Here is a 19417-nt window from a genome sequence, read left to right as displayed (position 1 = left end):
CGCCATGAAAAGTGTCAGAAATGGGGAGCGCAGGCGGTGGCGGGGGAAGCTGTCGTGCCGCGTTGGTACCGAAATTACGGAATACTCCGCATTTTTGGCACTTAACTGGGTAAAAACGCCGTGAAATGATTGACTTCACCCGCTCGGCATGCCAAAAAAGTGAGGCCAATATTCCCTGGCGAACAGACGGCCCGTCGCGGCGACCCCCGCCCGTCAGGCCAGCAGGTGCAATCCTACCAAGAGAGGAACGGTGAAACGACATTCTATTGGTCTTATTGTCGCTCTGCTGCTGACCGGCTGCGCTCGGCAAAGTCCAGAGCCGCCCAGGCAGGCGTTGACCACCCATCCTGACTCAAAACTGCTGATGCCGGTAACGCCGCCCGCGGGGTTATACAGCGATTACATTCACGATTCCGCCAGCATTTATGGCGTAGATGAAACGCTGGTGAAAGCCATTATTCAGGTGGAGTCCGGTTACAATCCGTCGGTAGTCAGTAAATCCAACGCCATCGGGCTCATGCAGCTCAAGGCGTCCACCGCGGGACGCGATGCCTATCGGCTGAAAGGGCGCCACGGTCAGCCCAGTACACATGAACTTAAGGACGCCGCCACCAATATCGACCTCGGTACCGCCTATTTATCCTTGTTGCAGAAACAGCTGGCGGGCATTAGCAACCCGGAAACCCGGCGCTATGCGCTGACGGTGGCGTATGTCAATGGCGCCGGCGCCCTGCTGCGCACCTTTTCCGCCAACCGCGACGCTGCCGTTGCGCAGATTAATGCCATGACGCCGCAGCAATTCTACCAGCATGTGCAGCGCAAGCACCCCGCGCCGCAGGCGCCGCGCTATCTATGGAAAGTGAATACCGCCTACCTGGCGATGCGCTGACGCGAGGCGCTACACGTAACGACGCCTACCCGGCGATGCGCTGACGCGGGGCGCTATGCGTAACGACGCCTACCCGGGGATGCGCTGACGCGGGGCGCTATACGTAACGACGCCTACCCGGCGATGCGCTGACGCGAGGCGCTATACGTAACGACGCCTACCCGGCGATGCGCTGACGCGAGGCGCTATACGTAACGACGCCTACCTGGCGATGCGCTGACGCGGGGCCCTATACGTAACGACCCCTGCACGGCGGCCGGATAGCGCTTAGCGGCGCTATGCCCGCCGTGCGGGCGAAACCGCGGCGCTCTCGTCGGGCGTCGGCCGGATCCGGGGGTACTTTTTCAGCCAGCGGCCGCTGGTGAGCCGCCAATAGAACAGCAGGCCGCGAACCAGCCAATCAAGGAACATGCCGAGCCAGATACCGGCCACGCCCATGCCCAACATGATGCCCAGCGCGTAGCCGGCGACAATACGGCAGCCCCACATTCCCAGCAGCGACACCCACATGGTGAAACGCGCATCGCGCGCGCCCTTCAACCCGGCGGGCAGTACCCATGAAGCCGCCCAAAGGGGCATGAACGCCGCATTGAGCCACACCAGCATTTTCACCACCGAAATAACGTCCGCCTCGTTGGTGTAGAACGCGGCGAGCAGGCCGGCGAACGGCGCCGACAGCAGCGCCAGCGCACACAATCCCAGCGTGGAGAGCCAAAAAATATGTTTCAACTGGCGCTCCGCCTGGCTGATTTGGCGTTTACCGAGCCGGGTGCCGACAATAATGGTCGATGCCGAACCGAGCGCGTTACCGGGCAGATTAATCAGCGAGACGATGGAAAAGGCAATAAAGTTGCCGGCAATCACATTGGTTCCCATCCCCGCCACAAATACCTGGGTCAGCAGCTTGCCGCCGTTGAACAAGACCGACTCGATACTGGCGGGGATGCCAATGCCCAGCACTTCCATCAGGATGTTAGTGTTCAGACGGCTGAAGTAGCTCTTTAGAGAAATTTTGAGCGCCGGATTAAAGCCCGTCATGAGCACGTAGATAACCGCTGCCGCGCCGATATATCGCGAAATGGTCAGGCCCAGCCCGGCGCCGATAAAGCCCAGACCATGCCAGGAAAACACGCCATAAATCAGCACCGAGGTAATCATGATATTGAGAATATTCATGCCGCCGTTGATAAGCATCGGTATTTTGGTATTGCCGGCGCCGCGCAGCGCGCCGCTGCCGATAAGCGCAATCGCGGCGGCGGGGTAGCTCCAGACGCTGATATGCAGATAGCTCAGGGCCAGCGCCTTGACTTCCGGCGTGGCGTTTCCGGCGATGACATTGATAATGTGGTGGCCGTAGAACTGAATGACTATCGCCATCAGCACCGCCAGCACGGTCATGAGCGCGAGTGACTGGCGCGCGGCGGCGCGGGCGCGCTCTGGATTGCGCTTGCCCAGACTAAAGGCCACCACCACCGTGGTCCCCAGATCCACCGCGGCGAAAAAGGCGATGATCACCATATTGAAACTGTCAGCCAGCCCGACGCCGGCCATCGCCTCTTTGCCTAGCCAACTGACCAGAAAGGTGCTCAATACCCCCATCAGCAGCACGCACAGGTTCTCGAAAAAAATCGGTACCGCCAGCGGGGTGATTTCACGCCAGAACAGCACCCGATAGGAACGCCGTTTGGCATACCAGGGCGTACGCTGGATGGCGTGCAGCACAGAGTCTTTGATGTTTTGCAAGATAGTCCCAGCGTTGTGAGAAGTGGCCGAATGCTTAAATAATGATGGTTGTCTTTATGTTAATATGCAAAACCTTTTTAGACCAAACGGCACGGGGTTTCAATTGGGTGCGGCGGTTGTGCGTCCGCGTTAGCCGGGTCGATGCCCGCGCAATAATAGGCTCAGCACGAAAAAGCCCCCCATACCGGCGGTGATAATGCCGATGGGCAGCTCCTGGGGCGCTATCAGCAGCCGGCTGAGCAGATCGCCGCCGCACAGCAAGGCGGCCCCCAGCAGCGCACACAGGGGCAGCACGCGCCGGTGGCGGATCCCGCATAATGGCCTGGCCAGGTGGGGGATCATCAGCCCCACAAAACCGATTACGCCGGTGAGCGCTACCAGTAGGGACGTGGCCAGCGCGCAAACCAAGAAGATTTCCATCCGCAGCCGTATGACCGCTACGCCCAGCGACAGCGCCACGGTTTCGCCGGCCAGTAAGGCGTCCAGCGAACGCCAGCGCAGGCCAAGCAGACCAAATAGCATGACCAACGGCAGCAGGGCGAACGGCAGATTATCCCATCGGGCCAGCCCCAGCCCTCCCAGCGTCCAGAACAGCAACGCGCCGGCGGCACGCTGATCGCCGGAAAACACCAAATAATGGGTGAATGCACCGAACAAAAACGAGATAGCCAGGCCGCAGATGACCAGCCGGTCAGCGCCGCGCGTCGCCTGCAATAGAAATAGCGCGATGACCGCCAAGGCCGACGTAATCCCGCCGGCGAACACCGCCAGGGGCAGCGACCACTGACCCAGGCTGTCGCCTAAACGGGTGATGATGAGCACCGCGCCCGCCGAGGCGCCGGAAGAGAGACCGAATAAAAAAGGGTCCGCCAGCGCGTTGCGGGTTGCGGTCTGCAAATAGGCGCCCACCATTGCCAACCCGGCGCCGGCGGCGGCGGCCAGTACGCTACGCGGCAGACGCAGATCGATGACGATACGCGCGACCATGTCCGGCACCCAGGCTTCCCGCCCGGTGAGGGCGGCCATCACCTGCCGTACCGGAAGCGTTACCGTGCCGGCGATGATGCCCGCTATCATCAGCCCGGCCACCAGCAACGCCATCAGGCAGAGCAGCGCGGCATAGCCCAGGCGGGAGGTGATCATTGAAATGCGTCCGGATACAGCGCACGCGCCAGCGCGCGCACCGCGTCGATATTGGCCGGTCCCGGCGTTAACGCCTGGTACGGCAGCGCCAGATAACGGTGCTGCCGTACCGCGGGGGTAACGCGCATAAGGGGATGGGATTCAAGAAAGCGGCGCAGCGTGGCCGCGCTGCCGCTGGCTTGATAATCCAGCAGAATGATGAACGCCGGCTTGCTCGCCGCCACCGTTTCCCAGCTTACCGTGCCCCAGCTCATGGGCAGGTTGTCAAGGATATTGCGCCCGCCGGCGGCTTCGATGATGGCGGTGGGCATTGCGTATTTGCCGCTGGTAAAGGGTTTGTCTTCGCCGGAATCATAAACGAACACCGGCAAAGGGGAACGTTTACCGATTCGGTGCGCCACCTCGTCCAACGTTGCTTGCCATTCGCTGACCTTCTGCTGCGCCAGCTCCCGTTTACCGAAAATACTGCCGAGCGTCAGGATATCGCGATAAAGCAACGCCATGCTGGCGCGCGGCTGCTGGCCGTCGACGTGTATGCAGCTTTCACTCAGCACCAGCGTCTTGATACCGTAGCGGGCCAGCGTCGGCGGGGTCACATCACCGCCCACCTTCATGCCGTAATTCCAGCCGGCGAAGAAGAAGTCGGGATGCACCGCCAGCAGGTTTTCCAGCGCGGGATATTTAGGCGCCAACTCGGGAATCGCCCCGCGCAGCGCCTGAAAAGTCGGCGTGGTTTTATACCAACCGGTGATACCGGTGAGACCGACAATAGCCGGCTGCAGCCGCAGCGCGAACGCCATTTCAGCCATGTTCACATCGTTAATGACCGCCCGTTGGGGGGCGTGGTCAAAAGTGAGAGGTTGGCCGCAGCTGGTCACGGTGACCGGAAAGCCGGAGGCCAGCGCGACGGCGGGCAGCAGAGCAACGAGAACAGTAGCGATGCGCAATACGGTATTCATACAGGTTTCCTGTTAACAAAATCAGGCGCCGGACGGCGCGGCAAAAAAGCGGACCGGTAGCCCGGTCTGGGGATGGGCAAGGGTGTAGCTTTCCAAGCCAAAGGTCGCCATCATGATAGGCGGCGCCAGCGCCGCGTCCGGCGGCGCGCAAATGACCGTCTGGCCTTCCCGCAGCACCAGCACCCGATCGGCAAAGGGATCCACCAACGGCAAATCATGCAACACGGCGATGGTAGCGATGCCTTTTTGCCGCACCAGCATCAATAAGCGCGCGCGGGCGAGCGGATCCAGATGATTCGTCGGTTCATCCAGCAACAACAGCTGCGGCGTTTGCGCCAGCGCGCGGGCCAGCGCGGCTCTCTGACGTTCGCCGCCGGAAAGCGTGCCGATGCGCGCGTGCGTACGGTGGGCGAGACCGACATCGGCGATCGCCAGACGGATAATGGCGCTATCCTGCGCTAGCGTGGTGCGCGCGTGGTGCGGCAGGCGACCGAGGGCGACATAGTCCTCAAGGCGTAACCCCGGATCCGCCTCATCGTGCTGGGCAAGATAGGCAATGCGCTGCGCCCGCTGGTGGCGGCTGATGGCCGATAGGCGCTGGCCCGCCAACCGAATTTCGCCGCCGGCGATCCGCCGCTCCCCGACCAGGGTTTTGAGTAAGGTCGATTTACCGCAGCCATTGGGACCGATCACCGCCAGCCGTTCCCCGGCGGCGAGGGTAAAGGAGATATCGCTTAAAAGCGGGCGGCGTGCGCTGCCGTCAACTTTGAGCGAGTGCAGCTCTAGCAGAAAGGGGGGCGATAAGAGCGTCATAATGAGAAACAAGAAACCGTGAATGTTATGTTATAACGTATCATTACGCATGGAGTGTGGCCAGCGATTTTTGCCGCCCTCTTGGTGCTGGCCTGCGCGTCATATCCTAAACGCCGTAGCGGGCTGGCTATTATGGCGCCCCATAGGGCTGAGCCGGGCGCCGCCGCGCAGGTTAAATCTGAGGGCGTACCTCAGGTAGAGCCAGACGTTGTCGCGCCTGCCATGTCAGGCCCGATGCCGTGCGCCGCGTTGCTTGACGACAGGTCGTTACGCTGCTTATTGATCCGTTTTTTGTGCCGAATGGCGAGTGATCATCAGGCACTATGTTTTGTCTCGGCGTCTGGTCTCGCGTTTTGTCCTGGCGCGCATCGCGAGCCAGCAAAGTTTGCGATGGCCGCGAGCGGCGGCCGATGGCTGAAACGTTTTGTAAGCAATAGGTACTGGATGAAGAGCATTAAAGGTTAACATGGTGGTAACATTCGCCGGCGAATTACGTTAAGATTCAGCTAAAATTGCGGCAGGGGGCGGGGCGATCCGCGGGCCGCATGATGACTTTATTCATCGGGATGTGTCATGTCTTCCACCGCTTCCGGCAATTCGGATTCGTTATTTCGTCACCGTTCTTTTGTCGCCTTCTGGCTGGCGCGCACCTGTTCCAGCTTCGGTTTCCAAATGCTTTCCATCGTGGTGAGCTGGCAGATATATTCTTTGACCGGCCGCGCGCTAGACCTCGGCCTTATCGGCCTGGCGCAGTTTCTACCCTCGGTGGCGCTGGCGCTGTACGCCGGGCATGTCGCCGACCAATACGATCGCCGGCGTATTGTGCTGTTCGGCCAGTTGGCCGAGTGGGTTGCCATCCTTCTGCTGGCGATGCTTACCTTTCTCCACCGCGCCGATGAGTGGGTTATTCTGGGGCTGGTGTTTATCATCTCTACCGCGCGTGCCATGGAAACGCCGGCGCTGCAATCCATGCTGCCGGCGCTGGTGCCGGCGCCGATCCTCACCCGCGCCATGGCGGCCAACGCCGCCGCCGGCGAAGCCGCCATGATGGTGGGGCCGGCTTTGGGCGGGTTCTTGTACGTAGCGGGCCCGGCGACGGTCTATGCCGTGGCCGGGTTGCTGTATCTGCTGGCGGTGGTGATGGTGGCGCAATTACGCTACGAGCAGGCGCCGCCGCGCCGGGTACCGGCCAGCTTTGCTACGTTGTTTGCCGGAATTAAATTCATCCGCGCGCGGCCCGATGTGCTGGGGGTTATCTCGCTGGATTTGTTTGCCGTACTGCTGGGGGGCGCGACCGCGCTGCTGCCGATTTTCGCCAAGGATATTTTGCATACCGGCCCCTGGGGACTCGGCTTGTTACGCGCCGCGCCGGCGGTGGGCGCGCTGCTGGTCGGTCTGTGGCTCAGCCGCCGCTCGCTGGAGCGCCATGTCGGCATGATCATGTTCGCCGCGGTGGCCGGTTTTGGGCTCGCGACGCTGGTCTTCGCGCTGTCGACCGTACTTTGGCTATCGCTGCTGGCGCTGTTTGCTCTGGGCGCTTTTGATATGGTCAGTATGGTGATCCGCGCTGCGCTGGTACAACTGGATACCCCGGACGATATGCGTGGCCGGGTGAGCGCGGTCAACTCGATTTTCATCAATACGTCCAATCAGTTGGGCGAGTTTGAATCCGGCATGCTGGCCGCCTGGCTGGGCGCGGTGCCGGCCGCCGCGCTGGGGGGCATCGGTACCCTGCTGGTGGTGGGATTATGGATGGCGTGGTTCCCTGGTTTACGGCGGCGCCAGCGGTTGGATAAAGAGGCGACGTTCAACGAAGGGGCCACGGACACGCTCTAGCCCGTTTTTCGGCAAAACGTCGCCCGCGTGATGGCAGTAACGGGCGCCGGAGGAAGGAAGCCGCCCGCGGGCGGCTTCAGTTTTTAGGCGTGTTGCGGATTGCCTGAGTGGTGTTGATATAAATCGATGCCTTTTTCGATCATGAGGCCGATGTCTTGGCCCAGGGTCTGAACGGTACCCGATGCGGCGCTCGCCTGCGGATAGGCGCAGCCCACCAGAGTGCCAATGAGACTGCCCAATACGGCGCCCGCGTCGCCGTACATGCCCGCACCCGAGACGGCCTGCATTTCCATCGCATTAAGTTCTTTCATAGTTAAGTCCTTATCGTAACCAAGGTAGTTCTGAGATGCCCGGCGCCATTCCGCCTCAATAAGCCGCACGCTACCGTGTCGCGCTCGCCGCTGTTATTACACCGCTTCTACATTTACCCGCGTTAAAATGGCGTGGCCCTTTGCGTAAGTAAATCGCTTCTGCAATAACCGGTAAGGCTTTTCGTCAACGTGGCCTATTTCAATATTACGACAGAGATGGCCGGGCGGATAATAAATCGGGAAAGCAATGGTGGTATTCTCTATCCCATTAACCTTGCTAACCCGAAATGGAATTTCCCACGGACGACGACATTTGTCTATAAGTGTTTTCTACCTCGTTGGCGATGTTGAAAATAAAACATGCGGGCAGGATGATTGTTGGGAAAAATAATTGTTTTGTTCGTTGTGACAAACAAAAAACAATAAGTAAAAAACCCGATTGCCATGATAAGTCAAATTCAGTATCGACCGTCGATGGCAGCGTAAAAGAGTTTTACTTCCCCCGTGATAAAGGCTAAATATATTTTCCAACAGGCCGATAAAGCGCTCGAGCCTCGCTGGCCGGATAAAGCCTAATTTATCAATTACGATTTGAATGATTTTATAAAAAATACCGGCAAGCGGAGTGACTTCCCATGATATGCAGGAAAATGATTGCTGTCAGGGGAAAAGCGCGGGGGAGGATGTGATGCGTGGTGATTCGCTGTAGAGCTAACCAGAAGCGCTAAGGAGGTAGTGTGTGTTTCGCCAGGAAGCGATTGAAAATCGAAAAAGGCAGTGGCAAGGACGAGCGCTGCTGTTGCCCGGTATTCCAGCTTGGCTTATCGCCGGCGCGTGCCTTAGCGTTTTCGCCGCGCTTATCGCGCTGATTATGATGGGCACTTATGCGCGCCGCATTCAGGTGCTGGGCGAGGTCACCACATCGCCGCGCGCGATAAACGTCTATTCTTCCGTACAGGGTTATGTCGTTAAGCGCTATGTCTCGCAGGGGCAGGCCGTGACCAAAGGCTCTCCTCTCTATCTGCTTGATGTCAGTAAACGTACCCCGGCCGGCATTGTTAGCGAAAATCAGCGGCGGGAAATCGACAAGCAACTTGCCACATTGCATACCATGATGGGTCGACTCGAAGAGAATAAACGGATCGCGCTTGCTTCGCTGGCGCAACAGAAAACGCAATATACGGCCGCCTACCGGCGTTCCGCTGAGATTATGCGGCAGGCGGAGCAAGGCGTGACCCTCATGAAGGAGAATATGGAAAATTACCGCCGCTATCAGCAACGGGGATTAATCACCAAAGATCAATTGACGCACCAGACGTCATTATATTATCAGCAGCAAAACAATTTACTGAATCTCAGCGGCCTGAGTGAGCAAAACGCACTGCAAATTCTGCTGTTGGAAAGCCGTATACAAACGCAGTCGGCGGAGTTTGCCAATCAGATTGAGCAGTTGGAAATGCAGCGCCACGAGCTTAAAAAAGAGCTGGCGCGAAACGAGGCGGGGGAGGCTATTATTATCCGCGCCCACGGTGATGGAACCATTGACTCCCTCAGCGTCACGGTCGGCCAGATGGTCAACGCCGGCGATAGCTTAGTACAAATTCTTCCGCGTTCGATAGACGATTACTTTTTGGTCCTCTGGGTGCCGAACGAGGCCATTCCTTTTATTTCAGTAGGGGATCGCGTTAACGTGAATTACGAATCTTTTCCGGCGGAGAAGTTCGGTTATTTTTCCGGGATCATCGACGTGGTGACCAAAACCCCCGCAACGGCGCAGGAAATGCTCACCTACCCCGGCTCACCCCGAAATACGCAGTCAACGGCGATTCCCTATTACAAGGTAGTGGTTAAACCGGATAAACGGACTGTTTTTTACGACGGCGAGAATAGGTCTCTGAAAGCCGGCATGAAAGCGCAGGTCACCTTATTTCTTGAAAAGAGGAGAATTTATCAGTGGATGTTATCACCGGTTTTCACCATGCAGCGCAGCGTCATGGGGCCCGTGAATGAACCCTAAAAAATGGGACCGTTTAAGAGAAAATCTGGATATCGGCTTTTTTAAGCGCGTACCTTTGGTCCATCAAACCGAAACCGCGGAGTGCGGCCTCGCCTGTCTGTCCATGATTTGCGGCTATTACGGCAATCCGGTCGACCTTATTTCCTTGCGTCACCGCTGTTCGCTGTCGTCGCGCGGCGCCACCCTGGCGGGGATTGAGCGCATCGCCGGTCAGTTGGAGATGGTCACCCGCGCGCTCTCCCTTGAGCTTGAGGACCTGCCGCGCCTGAAATTACCCTGTATCCTGCACTGGGACTTCAGCCATTTTGTCGTGCTGGTAAAAGCGCGCCGTCAGCGGCTGATTATTCATGACCCGGCACGGGGACGGCGCAGCATTCCCCTTAACGTGCTGGCGAAACATTTCACCGGGGTGGCGCTGGAAGTCTGGCCCGGTAGCCATTTTACCGCCAAAACACCGTCGCCCGGACTGCGCCTGCGGGCGTTAATTCGGGGGGTGAAAGGCCTGGTCCCCGCGCTCATCAAGATAGGTTGTCTGTCGCTGGTGATTGAGACGATTAATCTATTGATGCCGGTAGGCACGCAATTGGTGATGGATCAGGTAGTACCGGCCGGCGATGGCGGTCTGCTGATGCTTATCTGCACCGGCCTGCTGGTTTTCATTTTGCTGCGTACGGCAATCGGCCTGATCCGCGCCTGGTCGTCTTTGGTCATGGGGACGCTTATCGATGTGCAATGGAAGGCGGGACTGTTTTCGCATTTGTTAACCTTACCGATAACCTATTTTGAACGGCGAAAGCTTGGGGACATACATGCCCGTTTTGCCTCGCTGGATGTGTTGCGCGCCACTTTCACCAAAAGCGTGGTCGGCGCCGTCATGGATGGGATGATGGTCGCTGGAGCGGCCGCGATGATGGTCTTTTACGGCGGGCATCTTGTTTGGGTGGTGGGCGGTTTCTCCCTGCTCTACATCGGTATCCGATTTGCCACTTATGATAGCTATCGCCAGCTCAGCCAGGATGAACTGGTGCGCGATGCGCGGGCGAATTCCTATTTTATGGAAACCCTGTACGGGATTCAGACGATCAAAATGCAGGGCATGGCGGAACGACGCCGCACCTGCTGGCTGAATTTGACGATTGATAAAATTAATACCCAGATCAAGGTCAGCAAAATGACGCTGTTTTTTGACGGCGTGAACGGCTTCATTAATGCTTGTGAACAGGTGATCATTTTATGGCTGGGTACCCGGCTGGTCATCGATAATCGAATGACCCTCGGGATGATGGTGGCGTTCGGCGCGTTTCGGGCGCAATTTTCCGATCGCACGGCATCGCTGATAAGTTTCGTGCTGCAATTAAGGATGATGGGCTTGCACAACGAGCGAATCGCCGATATTGCCCTGCACGCACCGGCGCCTAGCGGGGCGTTGCTCTCGGCACACGCTTTTAGCGGGCCGGTCTCCCTGACGGCGGACAAAATCGGTTACCGATACGACAGCCAATCGCCGCCGGTATTTAGCCAGGTCGACTTTCGCATCGCGCCGGGAGAAAGCGTGGCGATAGCCGGGCCGTCGGGCGCCGGGAAAACCACGTTGGTAAAAGTGCTGTGCGGGTTGTTCCCCCCCGACACCGGCACTATTAAAGTCAACGATATTGATATTTATCGGTTGGGATTGAACCATTATCACCAGATGATCGCCTGCGTTATGCAGGACGACAAACTGTTTTCAGGATCGCTGCGGGAGAACATTTGCGGTTTCGGTCCCTGTGAGGACGAAGCCTGGATGATAGCCTGCGCGCGCGCCGGCCATATACACGAGACCATTATGGCGATGCCGATGGGCTACGACACGACGATCGGCGAATTGGGTGAGGGGCTTTCCGGCGGGCAAAAGCAGCGGGTGTTCATCGCCCGCGCGCTGTATCGCAAACCCGCGATCCTGTTTATGGATGAAGCCACCAGCCATCTGGATAAGTCGAGTGAAGAGGCGGTAAATCAAGCGATAAAAACGATGCGTATCACGCGGGTGATTATCGCGCACCGGGAGTCAACGTTACGCTCAGCCGATAGGATCCTGACGCTCTAAGCGGCGCGGCGGCCGTGAACAGGGCGCGCTAACGACGCGCGGCGGTCGTGAACAGGGCGCGCTAGCGACGCGCGGCGGCCGTGAACAGGGCGCGCTAGCGACGCGCGGCGGCCGTGAACAGGGCACGCTAACGACGTGCGGCGGCCGTGAGCAGGGTGCGCTAGCGACGCGCGGCGGCCGTGAGCAGGGTGCGCTAACGACGCGCGGCGGCCGTGAACAGGGTGCTCTCGCCCGCCGGCGGGAAAGAGGCCGGCGACCGCGTGAGCCGCGAACGGCCATGGCCCGGTCGCGCCGGCCGGCGTTAGATGTTTTCCAGATCAATGCCGCGGGTGCGCGGACCGTAAATTCCCACCGACAGCATGACCATCACCATACTCAAGACAATAAAGGTGATGACGCCGCCGGCGCCGGCGTATTGCAAAATAAGACCGATAAGAATACTGCTGAAGACCGTGGATAATCGGCTAAAGGAATAGCAAAAGCCAACGGCTCGGGCGCGAATATGGGTGGGGAAGATCTCGGTTTGATACGCATGATAGCTAAAGGTCAGCCACGCATTGGAATAGGTAATCAGAAAACCGCAGACGATCAGCATCACCGGGTGGGTCAGCAGCGCAAACAGCGTGCCGAACACCACCGTCATGAGCGATGATAGGACGATTTGCCACTTGTTCTCGATCTTATCGGCGTAGCGGCTGCAAATTAACGATCCTAAAGGATAGGCGAGGGTGATAAAAAAGGCATACAGCAGACTGTGGGTAATGGTCGAGCCCTTGCCCGACAGCAGCGCCGGCAGCCAGTTGCCAAAGCCAAAGAAGCCGATCGCCTGAAAAAAATTCATCACCACCAACATCAGGGTGCGTTGACGGTAGGCGGGCGACCAAATTTCGCGAAAGCGGCCCCGCTTGGGTAACTGCGCCGCGACATCGTCGGCGGGAAAATCGGCGCCAGGCTCGCGCCCGCAGCGCTTTTCCATGGCGCACATGACCTGGTGCGCCTCGCGGTGGCGTCCCTGCTGAGCCAGCCAGCGCGCGGATTCCGGCAAATTTTTACGAATAAACCAAATAACCAGCGAACACAGGGCGCCGGCAATCACCACCCAGCGCCAGCCCTCAAGGTGCAGAAAGGTTTTCGGGATCAACCACCACGACATGATGGCCACGGTAGGCACCGACAGAAACTGTACGAAAAATGAGAACGCGAACGCCCGGCTGCGCAGGTGGGCCGGCACCCACTCCGTCAGGTAGGTATCGATAGTCACCAGCTCGATGCCCAGCCCGATACCCACCAGGAAACGGCACAGAATGATACCTTCCGCACTGTTCTGGAACGCCATGACCAGGGAAAAACAGCCGTACCAGGCCAGCGCGCACATAAAGGTCAGGCGACGGCCGAAACGGTCCGCATAGGGGGCAAGCAGGCTGCTGCCCACAAACAGACCCAAGAAGGTGGCGGAAGCAAACGCCGCCTGATCGGAAAAGCCCAATACCCCATCGCTGCCGGTATGGAAGATATTGGCGGCGATTAATCCCGCGCTGATATAACCGGTTTCAAAGAGGTCATACAACTCAAAAAAACCGCCAAGCGCAAGTAAAGAGATAAAGAGCCACAGCCCCCGTGAGGCGGGTAAGGCGTCGATGCGGCTGGCCAAGCTGTGATGGTTCGGTGAGGGCGTCGGCGCGGGCCCCACGCCGGTAGCGTAAGCGGATGACATAATAGTCTTGACCTCGATGATGGGCGCAGGTGTTGACGGTGACGCCGGGGTGATTAGGGTTGCCCGCCTGCGCCCGTCGATGGAAAGACCGCAGAATAGCAGATCCCCTGGGGGTTGCCGAGAGGCCACACGTTGCGATTTTAGCAACGTTATCTTGCATATTTTTACCGGGCGTTAACCGCCCGCCGGCGGTGCAGTGCCGGCATGACAGGGCAAACCAGCCGCCATACCAGGCCATAAACGCGATGCGTATCCTCCACCGCTAACGCGACACCGGCCACAGACGCCACCCCCGCCGTCTTTAGGCGCCGGATGGCGCCATACAGTGCGTCAGCCAGCGTTTTAGCGCCATGACATCCGGGCGCTGGGATTTCTCGCGCGTGGTGACGAAATAATAACGCCCGCCCGGTAACGTCTGGGCAAACGGCGCGCAGAGTATGGCTTTATCCAGAAAATCCTTCGCCAGCAGGCGGCTGACAATCGCCACCCCCTGACCGGCAATGGCGGCCTGGATGGCGTGCGTTTCGTCGGTAAACCGTAGACCGGCATGCACGTTGAGCTGCGCCGGCCCGTACAGCGCCCGCCAGTGACGCCAGTCCGGCGCGGGTTGGGGGATATGCCGGTCCTCGACATGAATCAAGGTTGCGGTGAGTAATCCTCCCTGCGGGGTCAGGCCAAGCGCCGGACTGGCTACCGCAATGAAACTGTCCTCATACAGCAGGGTGGTATCCAGCGCCTCGTCTGGCGCCATGCTATAGCGAATGGCGACGTCCACCGCGTTGTGGGCCAGATTCATGACGTCCAGACTGGTATGCAATCGCAGGTCCAGGGCCGGGCAGCAGGCTTTCATGAGGGCCAGGCGCGGCACTAGCCAGTGGGTAAGAAAATTGGAAGTGGTGGTCAGCGTCAGGGTCGGCGGCGATTTCGCCCGCTGGATATCCTCCACCGCGCTCAACAGGTCGGCGAAGGCCCGGGTGGAGGCCTGCAATAAACGCTGGCCGGCGGCGGTCAGTTGGACCTGCCGCGCGCCGCGGATAAAAACCGGGGTATCGAGGAATTGCTCCAGAAGCCGAATCTGGTGACTGATGGCCGTTGGAGTAACGCCTATCTGTTGTGCCGCCAGTTTGAAACTGCCGCAGGTGGCCACCGCATCGAAGGCTTTGACCGCGCCGAGCGGCGGGAGACGATAAGATCGCATGATGAGTTATTTTCATCTCCGGGTGAAAACTTTGATTTTGTCAAGGGCAGAATAAGCAGGGTAAGCTGATTTGGCAATGCATGGAGGATGAAATATTTTTAGCTTTTACCGGCTGGGCAAGGGAGGAATATCCGATGATGATTTCAACGCTCGAGGACCCGAAGGCGCGCCGCTCCGCGCGCACGGCGCCGGACCTGCTGGGTCCCTTAGCGCTTCTGGCGCTGGCGGGGGTGATGGCCACTTTGGTCGTCTGGCCTGCGGTCTACGCTGCCTGTATTGCCGCTGGGGGCGCCAGATTTTGGTGGCGCACGCGGCATCTGCCCCCGGCGCGGCGCGGCGGTTTCGCCCGACTATCACGCCTGCTCGGCATGCTGGCGCTGGCGTGCCCGTTAGCAGCCATGGGATGCTGGGAATACTATGGTCTGGACCACCCGCTCACGCATGCCGGCAACGGCCTGGCGGCCCTATCGCTGCTGCTGCTGGGGCTAAATGAACGCTACAATCCCCAGCCCTGGCTGCCGACCGCGCTGCGGGCGGAGCGGCGTTTTCTGGCTCGCTGCTGGGCGCTGGCGTTTACCACCGCCGGGGCGGGGGCAACGCTGCTTATTCTGCCGTCTTATCTGCACAGCCGGGTGATGATGGTGCCTTGGGCGGGAGCAACGCCGCCGGGGATGTGGGTCCTGCCGGTGTTGCTGGCGTTGGCGCTCAGCGCCGGGTTGAGTCGGCGGCGGCGGATCGCGCCGGTGGGACTGACTTACGGCGGCCCCCTGTGCAGCGTCGCGGGGACCGGCCTGCTGTTGGCGAGCGTTGATTCTCCCGCGCTGGGGATGGTCCTGTTGCCGTCGCTGGCGCTGATTGGCGTGGGGCTGGGCCTAATGTTGACAACGCCGGTTCAGGGTATTGCCGGACGGCGCGATGCGGCGACGGTGTGGCTGATGGCGGCCGTTCCCGCCGTCAGTGCGGCCGTGGCGGCGGGGTTGGTGATGATTGTGCTGGGGCAGAATGGCGGCAGCGCGGGTTATCTTCACGTTTTTACCCTGCTGGTGCTGTTGGCGGTGTGCGGCGCGGTGGCGACCCTGATGGCGCAAGCGTCATAGGGCTATTGCGGGCGGCGCGCCTCCGCCGGCTCTGCGGCCCGTGAAGGCGGCTTAGGACGAGCGCAGAACGCCCGTTGCCAGGGTGCGGCGACACGCCGATTATGCCGGCTACCGCTTCTCTCTGCGCCACCGCTACCGTCACCGCCGCGGCATAGGCCGCGGCCCGGGCGGGCGATGCGCTTTATGCCGGCTCGGCGCTTAACGCAGCTCCACGGCATAGGTCGAGACCGGGCGGGGGTGGGTAATCAGATGATTGTCAACGAGGAATTGCTGATACGCCTGGTAGCGCGGTACGTCCAGCCGCGCCGGATCTTTGGCGAACAGCGGTAGCGTGGCCTGCCAGGCGCGCCGGTAGAGCGCCGTATCCAGATCAGGATAGGCGCGGGCGAACGTCCGCCAGCTTTCATCAGGGTGTGCCAGCAAATAGTCGGTGCCCTGCTGCAGGGCCGCCAAAAAGCGCTTGATCTTGGGTTCCGCCAATGCCGCTTTATTGGCGACGATGATCAATTCGTCATACGCCGGCACGCCGTAGTCTTCCACGTCAAACACTACCGGTTGTTTGCCCTGCTGCTGGAGTTCCAACGCTTCGATATTGCGATAACCGCCGATAACCGCATCCACCTGGCCCGCCATCAGCGCGCTGGTCAGCTGAAAGTTGACGTTGACCATCTGGGTATCTTGCAGGGTCAAGTGATCATGGCGCAACATGGTATCGAGCGTTGCCTCCTCCAGACCGCTGACGGAAAAACCGATTTTTTTGCCTTTCAAATCGGCCAGGGTATGGATGTTTTTATCCAGCGTCATCACCGTATTAAGCGGGGTGTCGATAAGCGTCCCGACGCGCACCAACGGCAGCCCCTGATCGGCAAAAAAATGCAGCTGCGGCTGATAGGTAATGGCCAGATCCGCTTGCTTGGCGGCCACCAGCCGCGGCGGCAGTGACGGGTCCGACGGCGGCACCAGCGTAACGTCCAAATCCGCCGCCCGGAAGGCGCCTATCTGCTGAGCCACGATAATCGGTGCGTGATCGGGGTTGATATGCCAATCCAGCACCAGCGTAATTTTATCCGCGGCGCCGGCGTAGCCGGCGGCGGCCAGGAGAAGAGCGGCAATACTCTGTTTTATCATTGTCGTTACCCATTAAAAAAACGCATCAGGCGCCGTTTTCCGGCGTCCAGAAAATAAGGCGCCGAATCAGCGCATCCACTACCGTCCATAACAACAGCGTCATTACCACCAGAATCAGCAGGGCGGCGAAACACATATCGGCCTGCATGCGCGCATTGGCGTTAAGCATCACATACCCCAGTCCTTCGGCCGAGCCGACCCACTCACCGATAATGGCGCCGATAGGGGCGACGGCGGCCGCCATGCGCAACCCGGAACCGAATGCCGGCAGCGCGGCCATCAATCTGACATGGCGCAGTTGCGCATAGGACGACGCGCGCAGGGTGCGCGCCAAATCCAGATAGTCGTTATCTACCCGGCGCAGCCCGTCGAAAAAGGCCGACACGACCGGGAAAAAGATGATAAGCACCGCCATCGCCACTTTGGCGCTCATGCCGTAGCCGAACCACAGCACCAGCAGCGGCGCCAGCGCGAAAACCGGTATCGCCTGGCTGGTGAGCACCACCGGCATTAACCAACGCTGCAATCGGGGGAAATAAACCATCCCCAGCGCCAGCAGCCCGCCCAAAACCACCCCGATCAGTAGACCGCCCATCATTTCCAGCGCGGTGATAGCACCGTGATGCGCCAGTAGAAGGCGGCCGCGCCACAGCGCAGTGGCCACGGCCGTCGGCGAGGGTAGGAGGAAGGCGGGGATGCCCGTCAGGGTAATCAGCCACCATAGCAACAGCAGACCGGCGGTCACCGTCAGGCCTTGCCGCCAGCGCGCGCCCGGCACATCCATCGCCGCTATCATTCCGCGCTCCCCAGTAGTTGGCGCAACAGCGCGCCCTGGCTTTGCTGCACGGCGGGATCATCCGGCGCCCGCGGCGGCTCGCCGGCAAGGTCCAGGCCGGTGAGAAACCGCGCGGGTTGCCCGGCGAGGACCCACAACCGATGGCTCAGGCGGCACGCCTCGAGGGGATCGTGGGTGATAAGCATCACGGTATGCGCGCTAAGCAACCGTGCCGACAGCGCCTGGATCTTGGCGCGGGTCAGGGTGTCGAGGGCAGAGAACGGCTCGTCCATCAGTACCACGGGCTGACGTTCGTAGAGCGTTCGGGCCAGGGCGGCGCGCTGCCGCATACCGCCGGAAAGCGCGGCGGGCAGGCACGCGCCGACGCCGTCCAGGCCGACCTCGGCCAGTAAGTAGTCGGCCCAGTCGCTCTCGGCTTTCTCTCTGCGCAAACGCGCGCCGAGGGTAATATTTTGTTTCACCGTCAACCACGGATAGAGCAGGTCTTTTTGCCCCATATAGGCAATCCGACCGGCGAGGGGCAGGCCATCGCTGCCGCTGACGGTACCGGCGTCCGCCGGCGTCAGACCGGCGATGATCTTCAGCAGGCTGGTTTTACCCACGCCGCTCGCGCCCAGCACCGCAGCGCATTGGCCGCCGTCGAGGGTAAAATTCAGTTTGTCGAACAGGACCCGATTATTCAGGCGCAGCGTCAGGTCACGCACCACAATCCCGATTGCCGCGGGGGGCGCGGGCGTCGCGGCAGCGATCATACGGCTATTACCGTGGGGTGGGGCGTCAACCCCATTTGCCAGAAAGCGCTTTCCAGCCGGGTGGCGGTGGTGAAAATGGCGGACAGCGCGTCAAAACGCTGTTCGGCGCCGCGCGCCAGGCCTACGCGCTCTAATTGATCGATGGCGGCCCGCGCGCCGCTCAGATAGTCGCCGTCAGAGTAATTCTGGATCCATTCAGCATAGGGATTGCCCGCCAGAACCGTGGCCGGATCATCCCGTAGGCGCTGGCCGATTTCGGCATAGCCCGCGACGCAGGGAATCAACGCGACCAGCAAGTCAAGGACATCGCCGGACTGGCCGATATCCAGCACATAGCGGGTATAGGTCAATGTCTCGCTGGCTTCGGGCTCTTTAGCCATCTCCTCCTCGCGCAGCCCCCATTGCGCGCAATAGGCCACATGCATCGGCAATTCTTTCACGATAGCCTCCAGGGAAACTACCGCGGCGCGGATCTCCGGCAGCGTACGCAATTTGTAGGCCAACAGGGCGTAAGCCCGGGCGAAATGAATAAGAAAGAGATAGTCTTGCACCAGATAGCGGCGAAAAGCGCCGTCCGGCAGCGTACCCGCCGCCAGTTGGCGGACAAAATCGTGATGAATATAAGCCTGCCAGTGATGGCCTGCTTCTTGTTTTAAGCGTCCGTACAGACCGTGCTCGAAAGCGGTTCGATTCATGGCGAGCATTCCTTTATGAAAGACAGCCGCGGCCCGGCAGGGCGATAGGCGCACCCTTGCAGGAGACCTTAGGACAGAAGGAGTAGGCAGGGCACGTCATGGCGTGCCGGGAGGCGGAGAGCGAGCATGCGCGCAAAGCGACAGCGGCGTTGGTGCCAGGCCGGCGCGGCGCCAGAACGCCGTGCGGTTTTCCCGCAAGGGCCAGCGGCAGCCAGGGCGGCGAACGACGGACGATGACGG

Annotated in this window: 16 protein-coding genes; 5 read left to right on the top strand and 11 right to left on the bottom strand. The window is 60.0% G+C overall.

The window, feature by feature from the left end; translation table 11 throughout:
* Positions 1 to 250: 250 nt before the first annotated feature.
* Positions 251 to 889 carry a transglycosylase SLT domain-containing protein gene (locus SANT_RS12185; protein ID WP_025422575.1) on the top strand — a complete coding sequence of 213 codons (639 nt, stop codon included), beginning with the start codon at positions 251 to 253 and terminating at the stop codon, positions 887 to 889.
* A gap of 276 nt (positions 890 to 1165) precedes the next feature.
* Here the strand turns inward: SANT_RS12185 and SANT_RS12180 are convergent, their stop codons facing one another.
* The 4 genes from SANT_RS12180 to SANT_RS12165 form a co-directional block, all read right to left on the bottom strand.
* Positions 1166 to 2632: an EmmdR/YeeO family multidrug/toxin efflux MATE transporter gene (locus SANT_RS12180; protein WP_025422574.1), complete on the bottom strand. Its 1467-nt coding sequence runs from the start codon at positions 2630 to 2632 to the stop codon at positions 1166 to 1168.
* A gap of 129 nt (positions 2633 to 2761) precedes the next feature.
* On the bottom strand, positions 2762 to 3775 hold the full coding sequence (locus SANT_RS12175; RefSeq protein WP_200867247.1) for a FecCD family ABC transporter permease: 1014 nt from the start codon (positions 3773 to 3775) through the stop codon (positions 2762 to 2764).
* A complete protein-coding gene (locus SANT_RS12170) occupies positions 3772 to 4734 on the bottom strand; it encodes an ABC transporter substrate-binding protein (protein ID WP_025422572.1) in 963 nt (320 codons plus the stop codon). The genes SANT_RS12175 and SANT_RS12170 overlap by 4 nt, the downstream gene beginning before the upstream one ends.
* A gap of 21 nt (positions 4735 to 4755) precedes the next feature.
* Positions 4756 to 5547: an ABC transporter ATP-binding protein gene (locus SANT_RS12165; RefSeq protein WP_025422571.1), complete on the bottom strand. Its 792-nt coding sequence runs from the start codon at positions 5545 to 5547 to the stop codon at positions 4756 to 4758.
* Between the two features lie 573 nt (positions 5548 to 6120).
* On the opposite strand from SANT_RS12165, the gene SANT_RS12155 reads away from it, so the two are divergent.
* The gene (locus SANT_RS12155; RefSeq protein ID WP_025422570.1) at positions 6121 to 7383 is read left to right on the top strand and encodes an MFS transporter; all 1263 of its coding nucleotides are present in this window, start codon (positions 6121 to 6123) and stop codon (positions 7381 to 7383) included.
* Between the two features lie 83 nt (positions 7384 to 7466).
* On the opposite strand, the gene SANT_RS12150 is transcribed toward SANT_RS12155, so the two are convergent.
* Entirely contained in the window at positions 7467 to 7694 is a 228-nt protein-coding gene (locus tag SANT_RS12150; RefSeq protein ID WP_025422569.1) for a hypothetical protein, read from the bottom strand.
* Positions 7695 to 8433: 739 nt separating this feature from the next.
* Between SANT_RS12150 and SANT_RS12145 the strand changes: the two genes are divergently transcribed.
* Both SANT_RS12145 and SANT_RS12140 read left to right on the top strand, forming a co-directional pair.
* A complete protein-coding gene (locus SANT_RS12145; protein WP_025422568.1) occupies positions 8434 to 9711 on the top strand; it encodes an HlyD family secretion protein in 1278 nt (425 codons plus the stop codon).
* The gene (locus SANT_RS12140) at positions 9701 to 11797 is read left to right on the top strand and encodes a peptidase domain-containing ABC transporter (RefSeq protein WP_025422567.1); all 2097 of its coding nucleotides are present in this window, start codon (positions 9701 to 9703) and stop codon (positions 11795 to 11797) included. The genes SANT_RS12145 and SANT_RS12140 overlap by 11 nt, the downstream gene beginning before the upstream one ends.
* Positions 11798 to 12098: 301 nt before the next feature.
* On the opposite strand, the gene SANT_RS12135 is transcribed toward SANT_RS12140, so the two are convergent.
* Together SANT_RS12135 and SANT_RS12130 are read right to left on the bottom strand one after the other, a co-directional pair.
* Positions 12099 to 13511: an MFS transporter gene (locus SANT_RS12135; protein WP_025422566.1), complete on the bottom strand. Its 1413-nt coding sequence runs from the start codon at positions 13509 to 13511 to the stop codon at positions 12099 to 12101.
* A gap of 301 nt (positions 13512 to 13812) precedes the next feature.
* Complete coding sequence (locus SANT_RS12130; protein WP_025422565.1) at positions 13813 to 14709, bottom strand: LysR substrate-binding domain-containing protein; 897 nt, start codon at positions 14707 to 14709, stop codon at positions 13813 to 13815.
* Between the two features lie 134 nt (positions 14710 to 14843).
* Between SANT_RS12130 and SANT_RS12125 the strand changes: the two genes are divergently transcribed.
* On the top strand, positions 14844 to 15806 hold the full coding sequence (locus tag SANT_RS12125; RefSeq protein ID WP_025422564.1) for a hypothetical protein: 963 nt from the start codon (positions 14844 to 14846) through the stop codon (positions 15804 to 15806).
* A 198-nt stretch (positions 15807 to 16004) separates the two neighbouring features.
* Here SANT_RS12125 and SANT_RS12120 read toward each other — a convergent pair whose 3' ends face one another.
* The 4 genes from SANT_RS12120 to SANT_RS12105 are packed head-to-tail and all read right to left on the bottom strand — an operon-like array spanning position 16005 to position 19177.
* Positions 16005 to 16934, bottom strand: a complete 930-nt coding sequence (locus SANT_RS12120) for an ABC transporter substrate-binding protein (protein WP_025422563.1) — start codon at positions 16932 to 16934, stop codon at positions 16005 to 16007.
* Between the two features lie 25 nt (positions 16935 to 16959).
* Positions 16960 to 17730, bottom strand: coding sequence for an ABC transporter permease (locus tag SANT_RS12115; protein ID WP_025422562.1), 771 nt, complete (start codon positions 17728 to 17730; stop codon positions 16960 to 16962).
* Positions 17727 to 18482, bottom strand: coding sequence for an ABC transporter ATP-binding protein (locus SANT_RS12110; RefSeq protein ID WP_025422561.1), 756 nt, complete (start codon positions 18480 to 18482; stop codon positions 17727 to 17729). Before SANT_RS12110 ends, SANT_RS12115 begins: the two co-directional genes overlap by 4 nt.
* Positions 18479 to 19177: a TenA family protein gene (locus SANT_RS12105; protein ID WP_025422560.1), complete on the bottom strand. Its 699-nt coding sequence runs from the start codon at positions 19175 to 19177 to the stop codon at positions 18479 to 18481. The genes SANT_RS12110 and SANT_RS12105 overlap by 4 nt, the downstream gene beginning before the upstream one ends.
* Between the last annotated feature and the right edge of the window lie 240 nt (positions 19178 to 19417).

This window comes from Sodalis praecaptivus (genome assembly GCF_000517425.1).
Lineage (GTDB): Bacteria > Pseudomonadota > Gammaproteobacteria > Enterobacterales > Enterobacteriaceae > Sodalis_A > Sodalis_A praecaptivus.
This window is presented reverse-complemented; position numbering and strand designations above follow the sequence as displayed.

Bases quoted from the DNA above. Each gene is read 5' to 3' on its own strand.
- SANT_RS12120 (WP_025422563.1), bottom strand. From the start codon at position 16,934: ATGATAAAACAGAGTATTGCCGCTCTTCTCCTGGCCGCCGCCGGCTAC.
- SANT_RS12130 (WP_025422565.1), bottom strand. From the start codon at position 14,709: ATGCGATCTTATCGTCTCCCGCCGCTCGGCGCGGTCAAAGCCTTCGAT.
- SANT_RS12125 (WP_025422564.1), top strand. From the start codon at position 14,844: ATGATGATTTCAACGCTCGAGGACCCGAAGGCGCGCCGCTCCGCGCGC.
- SANT_RS12140 (WP_025422567.1), top strand. From the start codon at position 9,701: ATGAACCCTAAAAAATGGGACCGTTTAAGAGAAAATCTGGATATCGGC.
- SANT_RS12155 (WP_025422570.1), top strand. From the start codon at position 6,121: ATGTCTTCCACCGCTTCCGGCAATTCGGATTCGTTATTTCGTCACCGT.
- SANT_RS12165 (WP_025422571.1), bottom strand. From the start codon at position 5,547: ATGACGCTCTTATCGCCCCCCTTTCTGCTAGAGCTGCACTCGCTCAAA.
- SANT_RS12110 (WP_025422561.1), bottom strand. From the start codon at position 18,482: ATGATCGCTGCCGCGACGCCCGCGCCCCCCGCGGCAATCGGGATTGTG.
- SANT_RS12170 (WP_025422572.1), bottom strand. From the start codon at position 4,734: ATGAATACCGTATTGCGCATCGCTACTGTTCTCGTTGCTCTGCTGCCC.
- SANT_RS12175 (WP_200867247.1), bottom strand. From the start codon at position 3,775: ATGATCACCTCCCGCCTGGGCTATGCCGCGCTGCTCTGCCTGATGGCG.
- SANT_RS12105 (WP_025422560.1), bottom strand. From the start codon at position 19,177: ATGAATCGAACCGCTTTCGAGCACGGTCTGTACGGACGCTTAAAACAA.
- SANT_RS12135 (WP_025422566.1), bottom strand. From the start codon at position 13,511: ATGTCATCCGCTTACGCTACCGGCGTGGGGCCCGCGCCGACGCCCTCA.
- SANT_RS12115 (WP_025422562.1), bottom strand. From the start codon at position 17,730: ATGATAGCGGCGATGGATGTGCCGGGCGCGCGCTGGCGGCAAGGCCTG.
- SANT_RS12150 (WP_025422569.1), bottom strand. From the start codon at position 7,694: ATGAAAGAACTTAATGCGATGGAAATGCAGGCCGTCTCGGGTGCGGGC.